This window comes from Streptomyces sp. SL06, from assembly GCF_058244745.1.
The window spans coordinates 6,903,816-6,912,735 of the sequence record NZ_JBSYOT010000002.1 but is presented as its reverse complement, the minus strand read 5'-3'; the positions used below and the strand labels follow the sequence as shown (position 1 = coordinate 6,912,735).

Below are 8,920 nucleotides of genomic sequence, written 5' to 3'. Positions count from 1 at the left end.
GGTCGGCGAGGGCGGTGTCCAGGGCCGCCGGGTCGAACGTCTCCGGTGAGGGTGAGCACGAACGGCAGGTGGTAGGCCGTGCCGGTGCCGCCGAGGGAGTCGAGGAAGCGCAGTCGGGCCTGGGCCGGGGAGAGCGGGGGCCGGGCGGGGCGTTCCCGCCGGGTCAGGGGTGGCGCGGTGCGGGGTTCGGCGCCCTTGCGGGCGGCGAGCCGGGCGACGGTCGGGTGGTCGAAGACGTGCCGCACGCTCAGGTCGTCGCCGAGCAGCGGCCGGGCTCGGGCCACCAGGCGGGCGGCGAGCAGGGAGTGGCCGCCGAGGGCGAAGAAGTCGTCGTCGGCGCCGGGCTCGACGCCGGTGAGGACCTCGGCGAAGAGGGCGGCGAGGGCCTCCTCGCGCGGGCCGCGCGGGGCGCGGGAGGTGCGGGCGGCGAGCACGGGCTCGGGCAGGGCGGCGCGGTCCAGTTTGCCGTTGGGGGTCTGCGGAAGCGCGTCGAGGACCAGGCAGAGGGAGGGCACCAGGTAGGCGGGCAGCCGGCCCGCGACGTCCTCGCGGATCCGCCGGGCCTCCTCCTGGTCGCGCGGGCCCACGAGGTAGGCGACGAGCCGGGGCGCGGGGTCGCCCGGTGCCGTGTGGGCGACCACCGCGGCGTCGCGCACCCGCGGGTCGGCGCGCAGGGCGGCGGCGACCTCGCCGGGCTCGACCCGGTGACCGCGGATCTTCACCTGGTGGTCGGCCCGGCCCAGCACCTCGATCGTGCCGTCCCGCCGCCACCGGGCCAGATCGCCCGTCCGGTACATCCGCTCCCCCGCCGGACCGAACGGATCGGCCGTGAACCGCTGCGAGGTCAGCCCCGCACGCCCCAGATAGCCCTGGGCGAGTCCGTCCCCCGCGAGGTACAGCTCGCCGGGGACGCCGGGCGGGACGGGGGCGAGGAAGCGGTCGACGACGTAGGCGCGGGTGTTCCACAGCGGGCGGCCCGCGTGCGGTGCGGCCGCTTCCCGGTGGTCCAGCGTGGCCGACGTGGACCAGATGGTGGTCTCGGTGGGCCCGTACAGGTTGGTGAGGCCGGCCCCGAGACCGGCGAGTCCTTCGGCCAGGTCGGGGGCGAGGGCCTCGCCCCCGCACAGGATCCGCAGTCCGCGCAGCGCTTCGGGGGCCTGTTCGAGCAGCGACCGCCAGAGCGAGGGGGTGGCCTGCATCACGGTGGCGCCGGCCCGGCGGACGAGCCCGGCGAGCAGGGCCGGGTCGCGGACCTCCTCGCGGGCGGCGAGGATCACCGTGCCGCCGGTGGTCAGCGGCAGCAGCAGTTCCAGTACGGCGATGTCGAAGCCGACGGTGGTGACGGCGAGGAGCCGTTCGTCGCCGGTGAAGGCGAGCGTGTCGGCCGTGCAGAGCAGGAAGTTGGTCAGCGCCGCCTCGGTGACGACCACCCCCTTGGGGGTGCCGGTGGAGCCGGAGGTGTGGATGACGTAGGCGGGGTGGCCGCCGTGCCGGGGCGCGGGCGGGGGCAGTTCGGCGGCGGCCTCCACCCGGGCGCGCAGGACGGGGGCGTCCGGGTCGAGCAGCCGGTCGGCCGGCAGCGTGCCCTCGGGTGCCCGGTCGGCGATCAGGAGCGCCGGGTCGGCGTCGGCGAGCAGGAGGCGGATCCGTTCGGCGGGGAAGTCGGGGTCGACGGGCAGGAAGGCGGCGCCGGTGCGGGCCACGGCGAGGAGTGCGACGAGGAGTTGGGTGCCGCGTGGCAGGCTGACGCCGACGAGGGTGCCGGGGCCGGCCCCGTGCTCGGCCAGTACGGTCGCCAGCCGGGCGGCGCGCGCCTCCAGTTGACGGTACGTCAGCTCTTCCGTGCCGCTGACGAGGGCGGTCCTGGCGGGGCTGCGGGTGGCCTGTGCGGCGAAGAGCCGGGCCGGGCCGGTCGCGGGGAGGGCGCGGGTGGTGGCGTTGGGCGCGGTGAGCACGCGTTCGCGCTCGGCGTCGGGGAGCACCTGGAGCGCGGACAGCGGGCGGGTGGGCCCGGCGGTGAGCCGGTCGATCACCCGGACGAGCGTCCGGGCGAACCGGGCCGCGTCCCGCGCCTGCCACAGGGCCGTGCGGTACTCCAGGAGGCCGGCCGCCGCGCCGGTCTCGCGGTCCTCGCTGAAGGTGACCTGGAGGTCGAACTTGGCCTCCCCGTTGTGCACCAGCCACGGCCTGCCGCTCTGGCCGGGCAGCCGCGCGGACCCGTCGAACTCCTCGCGGACCGCGAAGAGCACCTGGAAGAGCGGGGTGACGCCCGCGATGCGGGGCGGGTTGACCTCCTCGACGACCCGGTCGAAGGGCAGCTCCTGGTGGGCGAGCGCCTCCAGGTCGGTGTCCCGGATCCGTTCCATGAGCCGGTCGACGCTCGGGTTGCCGCTCAAATCCGTGCGCAGGGCGAGGGTGTTGATGAAGAGTCCTGGCGCGTCCTTCAGCGCCTCGTCGTCGCGGCCGGCGACCGGGGCGCCGAGGACGAGGTCGTCGCCCGCGCCGAGCCGGGACAGGGTCACGGCGAGGGCGGCGTGCAGCACCATGAAGGTGCTGGTGCGGGTACGGCGGGCGAGCCGGGCCACGCGTGCGTGGAGGGGGGCGTCGAGTTCGAAGGCGTGGACGGCGGCCGGGCCGCCGGGCTCGTGCGGCCGGGGCCGTGCCCAGGGCAGCCCCGTCTGCTCCGGGGCGCCGCGCAGCCGTGCCCGCCAGTACGCCAGGTGCTCCGCCTCGTCGCGGCGGGCGGTGCGCCGCTGCCACAGGGTGAAGTCGGCGTACTGCACGGGCAGGGGCGTGAAGTGTGGGGCACGGCCCGCGCCGCGTGCGGTCAGCGCCGCGCCGAGATCGCGCAGGAGCGGCGTCAGCGACCACTCGTCGCCGGCGATGTGGTGCAGCACCAGCAGCAGGACGCACTCGGTGTCCGCGTCGCCGAACAGGTGGACGCGCAGCGGTGGTTCGTGCGCGAGGTCGAAGGGTTCGGCGGCGGCCTCGGCGAGCGCCCGCTCGTACTCCCCCGGCGCCGTCCGGTGCAGGCGTACGGGTGCCTCCAGCGCGGCGGGGTCGAGAATCCGCTGGCGGGGCTCCGCGTCGGTGGCCGGGAAGGTCGTGCGCAGCACCTCGTGCCGCAGCAGCAGGTCCTTCACGGCGGCGGTGAGGACGGCCGGGTCCGGGGCCTCGGTCAGACGGACCGCGAGGGGGATGTTGTACGCGCCGCCGGTGCCCCCGGCCTGGTGCAGGAACCAGAGGCGGCGCTGTCCGGGCGAGAGCGGCAGCAGGTGCGGCCGGGGCTGCGGCGCCAGGGGCTCCCGGGCGCCGCGGGCGGCCTCGACCGGGCCGGCGAGCCGCGCCGGTGTCGGGTGGTCGAACAGGGAGCGCACCGCCAGTTCCACGCCGGCCTCGGCGCGCAGGGCGGTGGTGAGGCGGGCGGCGGTCAGGGAGTGGCCGCCGAGGGCGAAGAAGTCGTCGTCGGCACCGACCTCGGGGATGTCGAGCACCTGGGCGAACAGGCGGCACAGCAGGCCCTCGGTGGCCGTCTCCGGCGCCCGTCGTCCGGCGCCCGCCGTGGCGTCGACCCGGGGCAGGGCGCCGAGGTCGGTCTTGCCGTTGGGGGTGCGCGGCAGGGCGGGCAGGGCGTGGAACAGGGCCGGGATCAGGTGGGCGGGCAGCAGCCGGGTGAGGTGGGCGCGGAGTTCGGGCTCCTCGGCGGTGCCGACGTGGAAGGCGACGAGGAACGGTTCGGCGGCGGAGTCCGAGCGCCGGGCGACGACGGCGGCCTCCCGTACGCCGGGGTGTTCGGCCAGGGCGGCGGCGACCTCGCCGGGCTCGACCCGGTGACCGCGGATCTTCACCTGGTGGTCGGCCCGGCCCAGCACCTCGATCGTGCCGTCAAGCCGCCACCGGGCCAGATCACCCGTCCGGTACATCCGCTCCCCCGCCGGACCGAACGGATCGGCCGTGAACCGCTGCGAAGTCAGCCCCGCACGCCCCAGATAGCCGTCGGCGACGGAGTCCCCTGCGAGGTACAGCTCGCCGGTCGCGCCGGCCGGCAGGGGCGTGAGCCGGGTGCCGAGGACGTAGGCCCGGGTGCGCCGGACCGGCCGGCCCACGTGCGCGGGGGTGTCCTCGTCGAGGGCGGCGGCGGTCGACCAGATGGTGGTCTCGGTGGGCCCGTAGAGGTTGGTCAGTTCGGTGCCGAGGCCGGCCAGGCGGCGGGCGAGGTCCGGTTGCAGGGCCTCGCCGCCGCACAGCAGGCGCACCCCGGCCAGGGCCCCGGGGTCGGCCTCGGTGAGGACGCGCCACAGGGAGGGCGTGGCCTGCATGAGGTCCGGCCGGTGGGCCCGTACGAGGGCGGCGAGCGCGAAGGGGTCCCGCACGTCCTCGCGGGCGGCCAGGATCACGGTGCCGCCGGTGACGAGCGGGAGGAAGAGTTCCAGCGCGGCGATGTCGAAGGACACCGTCGTCACCGCGAGGAGCCGGTCGCCGGGCCGCGGGCGCAGTTGTCCGCGCATCGCGGCGAGGAAGTTGGCGAGGGCGCGGTGGGAGACGACGACGCCCTTGGGCCGGCCGGTCGAGCCGGAGGTGTAGATGACGTAGGCGGTGTCGCCGGGGGCCCGCGCCGGCAGCGGGCGCTCCCCCGCGTCGCCGTCCCCGGCGTCCCCGGCGTCCCCGGCGTCCCCGGCGTCCCCGGCGTCCCCGGCGTCCCCGGCGTCCCCGGCGTCGACGACTGTGCCGTCCCGGGCGAGCAGCATCTCGGGCACCGCGGTGTCCTGGGCCCCGGGGGTGTCGGTCAGCAGCAGCACCGGCTCGCTGTCGGTGAGCATCTGCCGGGTGCGTTCGCCCGGATAGGCGGGGTCGAGCGGTACGTATCCGGCGCCCGCGCGGACCACGGCGAGCAGCGCCACCACGAGTGCTTCGGTGCGCGGCAGGCGGACGGCCACCAGGGTGCCCCGGCCCGCGCCCCTGGACCGCAGCCGCCTGCTCAACGCCGTGACGCGGCGGTCGAGTTCGGCGTAGGTCAGCTCGCCGTCCGCGGTCCGTACGGCGGGGGCCCCCGGGGTGCGGAGCACCTGCTGCTCGAAGGCGTCCTGGAGGTCGGGTGCCCGGTCGGGCCCGTCGGGTCCGTCGGCCCAGGTCCGGGTGAGCAGGTGCCGCTCCCGCTCGCCGGGCAGGGTGAGCCGCCCCGCGGGCGTGTCCGCCGGGAGGCCGGGGAGGCGGCGCAGCAGGTCGGTGAACCGGTCGGCGTGCTCGGCGAGTTCGGCGTCGGTGTACATGCCGGGGTGGGCGTCGAAGGTGAGCGCGAGACCGCTGCTCCCGGGCTGTCCGCTGACACCGACGGTGAGGTCCTCGACCGCGCCCGCCGCGAGGTGGTGCACGGTGCCGGTGCAGCGGCCGAAGGACAGCGAGGCCGGGAAGGGCTTGATGTTGACGTGCGGTCCGGTGAGCCGCCGGCCGTCGCCGAAGAGGGCGAGGTCGCGCCGGAGTTGCTCGCCCCGGTAGCGCTGGTGCCGGCGCTGCGCGCGCATCGCGAGGGTGACCCGGCGCAGCAGTCCCGCCAGGGGCTCGCGGTCGTCGACCGGGACGCGCAGGGGGACGACGTTGACGGCGGTGGTGGGGACGCGCAGCAGTACGCCCTTGGTCCGGTTGCTGACCGGCAGACCGATGACCGCCTCGCTCGCACCGGTGAGGCCGGTCAGGTAGAGGGCCCACGCGGCGAGGACCGCCTCCGGCCAGGTGGCCTTGGCCCGCTGGGCGAATCCGGCCAGCGCGTCGGCCTCCGGCGCCGTCAGGGACCGCCGCCGGCGCCGGAAGCCGTGTGCGGCGGCGGGCAGGGGCACTTCGCTGAGGGTGACCGGGTGCGGCCGGTCGGCGAGTTGCTCGCGCCACCACTGCCCGTCGGCCCGCTCGTCCTCGGAGCCCGTGTACGCCCGGTCCTCGGCGACCGCCTCGCGCACCGAGGCGTTCCGTGCGGCGGGCGGTTCGGTCGCCGTGTCGAGTGCCCGGTAGAGCTGGGCGACGCGTTCGGCGACGCGCTGGAAGCCGTAGCCGTCCAGGAGGATGTGGTGGCAGCGGTGGTACCACAGCCAGGTGTGTTCGCCGGTGCGCAGCAGGGCGTGCCGGTAGAGCATGCCGTGTTCGAGGTCGACCGGTACGGAGCGCTCCTGTTCCATCCAGGTCAGGGCGGCGGCCCGCGGATCGTCCTCGCCGGTGAGATCGAGGATGTCGGGCCGCTGCGGGGGCACGGCGTCCGGTTGCTGCCACACCCGTTCCCCCTCGTCGTCCTCCTGGACGACGAAGCGCACCGAGAGTCCGTCCGTCTCCGCCACCGCGCCCGCCACGGCCCGGCACATGAGGTCCGCGTCGAGCGGGCCGGTCAGCTCCACGTACTCGGCCGTGAGGTGGGCGGGGCTGGCGGGGTCGAGCCGCTGAGCGGTCCACAGGCCCTGCTGGGCCGCGGTGAGCGGCAGGCGGTCGAGGTCGGTGCTCATGCGCATTCTCCCGGCGTGCGGTCTCACCGTGGTCCGGCGGTGAGGGGCTGCGGAGGGGACCGGTTCCCGGACCGGGGCACGCCCCGGCACCGCCCGTGCGGGGAGCACGGGCGGTGGGGCGGCGGGCGCGGTGGACCCGGTTCGGTGGTGTGTGTGGGGGGTGGGGTGTGGGGGGGTCAGTGCTGTCCGTGCTGTGCCGCGGACGTGCCGTCGGCGGCGGCTTCGCCGTGCGGGGCGAGGGCGATGACCGGTTTCGGCTGCACCACGAAGGGGCGCATCATCATCATGTCCTCGTGCTCGTAGACGTGGCAGTGGTGCATGAAGCGGCCGGGCGTGTCGTGGAACTCGGCGGCCACTGTGATCATTTCCGCGGGGTACAGGGCGATGGTGTCCTTCGGTCCCTTCTCCGCGGCGGTCAGCTCGCGCGCCGCCTTCCGTTTGAGCGGTGCGGAGGTGCCGGCTCCGTAGCCGCCGCCGTCCAGCTCGAAGAAGGTGAAGGTGCTGACGTCGTACAGGTCGCGGCTCAGGCCCTGGAACGCGGTGGCGTGCAGGTGCATGGGGTGGGGGAAGGAGCCCTCGGACTGCTCCAGGCTGAGGAAGGTCCAGCGTTCGGTGCTGCCGGCCGGCACGGTGAAGGCGACGGGGTCGGCGTAGGTGGACGAGACGCGCCGGAAGGTGCGCACCCGGCCCAGGGCGTCCTCGAACTGGACGACGCCGTCGATGGGCAGTTCACCCCCCGGGGCCTCGGTCTCCTCCATCTCCCACAGTTCGGGGTCCTTGGGGTAGACGGGGGTCACCATCACCATGCGTTCCCGGGTCCCGGCCAGTGCTCCGCGGTCGACCGGCCGGAAGGAGCGGGCGAGCTTCCCGGGTACGGAGTAGCCGCCCTGTTCGGCGCGTGAGCCGACCCGGAACTCCATCATCTCGGCGCGGATGCCGGGCTCGGGAAGGGCGTTGACCAGGTGCAGCCGCTGTCCGCGGAAACGGGAGAAGTCCACGAGGACATCGGCCCGTTCGGCCGGCGAGAGCGCGATGCCGTCCTTGACCGGTGCGGGCGTGGGCAGCAGGCCGGCGTCGGTGCCGATCTGCACGAACGCCTTCGAGGGCACCTCCTGGCCCTCCTCGTCGAGGATCTTCAGCAGGTAGGGCCGGTTGTTGGAGGCGTTGAGGACCCGGAAGCGGTACCAGCCGGCGTCCACCTCCTGATACGGCCAGATCTTCCCGTTGACAAGAGTGAACGGGCCGGTGAAGGGGCGCACCAGCTCGTAGGGGTCGTCGACGACCACGATGCCCTTGTAGAGCAGGTCGCCGGTGAACCTCCCGTTGCCGTCCAGGTCGAGGTTGCGGTCGAACAGGACCAGCGGCACCTCGCGTTCGCCGGAGGGGAGCCGCAGCCGGGTCTCCTCGTCGTCGCGGACGAGGTAGAGGCCCGCGGCCAGTCCGGTCATCACGTTGAGGTGGGTGATGTGCATGGCGTGGTCGTGGTACCACAGGCCGGTAGCGGGCTGCTGGTTGCGGTACTCGGAGAGCTGGGCGTTGGAGGGCAGGACGGCGTTCTCCGCCCAGCCGTCGTTGCCTCCTCCGGTCACCGCCCCGTGCAGGTGCACGGCCGTCCAGGGCGGCAGCGCGGCGACGTCCTCGCGCCGTGCGCCGCCCTCGCGTCCGGGGCGGTCCCACATCAGCGGCTGGTCCTCCTCGTAGGAGAAGGGCACGCGGACCGCGGTCACGGGGAACGCTCCGGTGAGGTCGTTCTCCCAGGCCACGCGCAGTCTCTTGCCGCTGCGCACCTCGATGGTGGGGCCGAGGTGGGAGCCCTCGTAGGTCCACAGGCGGGTGGCCGGCAGATCGCGGTGCAGTCGCACGGACGCGGTGCGCTGGGAGACGGTCAGGGATCCGTCCCGGCCGCGCAGCAGCGGGGGTATGGGCAGCCGGTCCACGAAGGGCTTGAGTGTCGTGGCCGCCTTCGCCGCGGCCCGGACGGCGGCGGTGCCTGCCCCGGCGGTGCGGGCCTGTTCGACGGCCTGCGGGAGGGTGCCGAGCGGGGTGCCGAGGGCGGCGGTCATCAGGTCGGGCCGGGGCGGGATCGGCGCGGCGTGGGCGCCGCCTCCGGTGAGCAGGACGCCCGTGCCGAGAGCGGCGCCCGTACCGACCGTGCCGGCGCCTATGAGGAAGCCACGTCTGCCGAGCGTGCCCCGGCCGAATGTCGAGGAGTCGGTCATGAGGCGTCGACAGCCATGCTCTCGACCAGGCTCCGGGGGCGGAGATCGGTCCAGTTCTGCTCCACGTACTCCAGGCAGGCGGCGCGGGTGTCCTCTCCGTGGGCCACGGTCCACCCCGCGGGCACGTCCGCGAATGAGGGCCAAAGAGAGTGCTGTCCTTCGTCGTTGACGAGTACCAGGTACACGCCGTTCTCGTCCTCGAACGGGTTGGTCACA

2 protein-coding genes and 1 pseudogene are annotated in these 8,920 nt (G+C 75.1%); all 3 read right to left on the bottom strand.

Annotated elements, in window-relative coordinates:
• Positions 1 to 260 precede the first annotated feature (260 nt).
• Positions 261 to 6,485: pseudogene (locus tag AC4IHM_RS31735) on the bottom strand (amino acid adenylation domain-containing protein); the annotation flags it as partial.
• 176 nt (positions 6,486 to 6,661) lie between these two features.
• Positions 6,662 to 8,704 carry a multicopper oxidase family protein gene (locus tag AC4IHM_RS31730; RefSeq protein WP_490870409.1) on the bottom strand — a complete coding sequence of 681 codons (2,043 nt, stop codon included), beginning with the start codon at positions 8,702 to 8,704 and terminating at the stop codon, positions 6,662 to 6,664.
• Positions 8,701 to 8,919: an MbtH family protein gene (locus AC4IHM_RS31725; RefSeq protein WP_490870408.1), complete on the bottom strand. Its 219-nt coding sequence runs from the start codon at positions 8,917 to 8,919 to the stop codon at positions 8,701 to 8,703. Before AC4IHM_RS31725 ends, AC4IHM_RS31730 begins: the two co-directional genes overlap by 4 nt.
• Between the last annotated feature and the right edge of the window lies 1 nt (position 8,920).

Coding starts and splice junctions, on each gene's coding strand:
- AC4IHM_RS31730 (WP_490870409.1), bottom strand. CDS start 8,704: ATGACCGACTCCTCGACATTCGGCCGGGGCACGCTCGGCAGACGTGGC.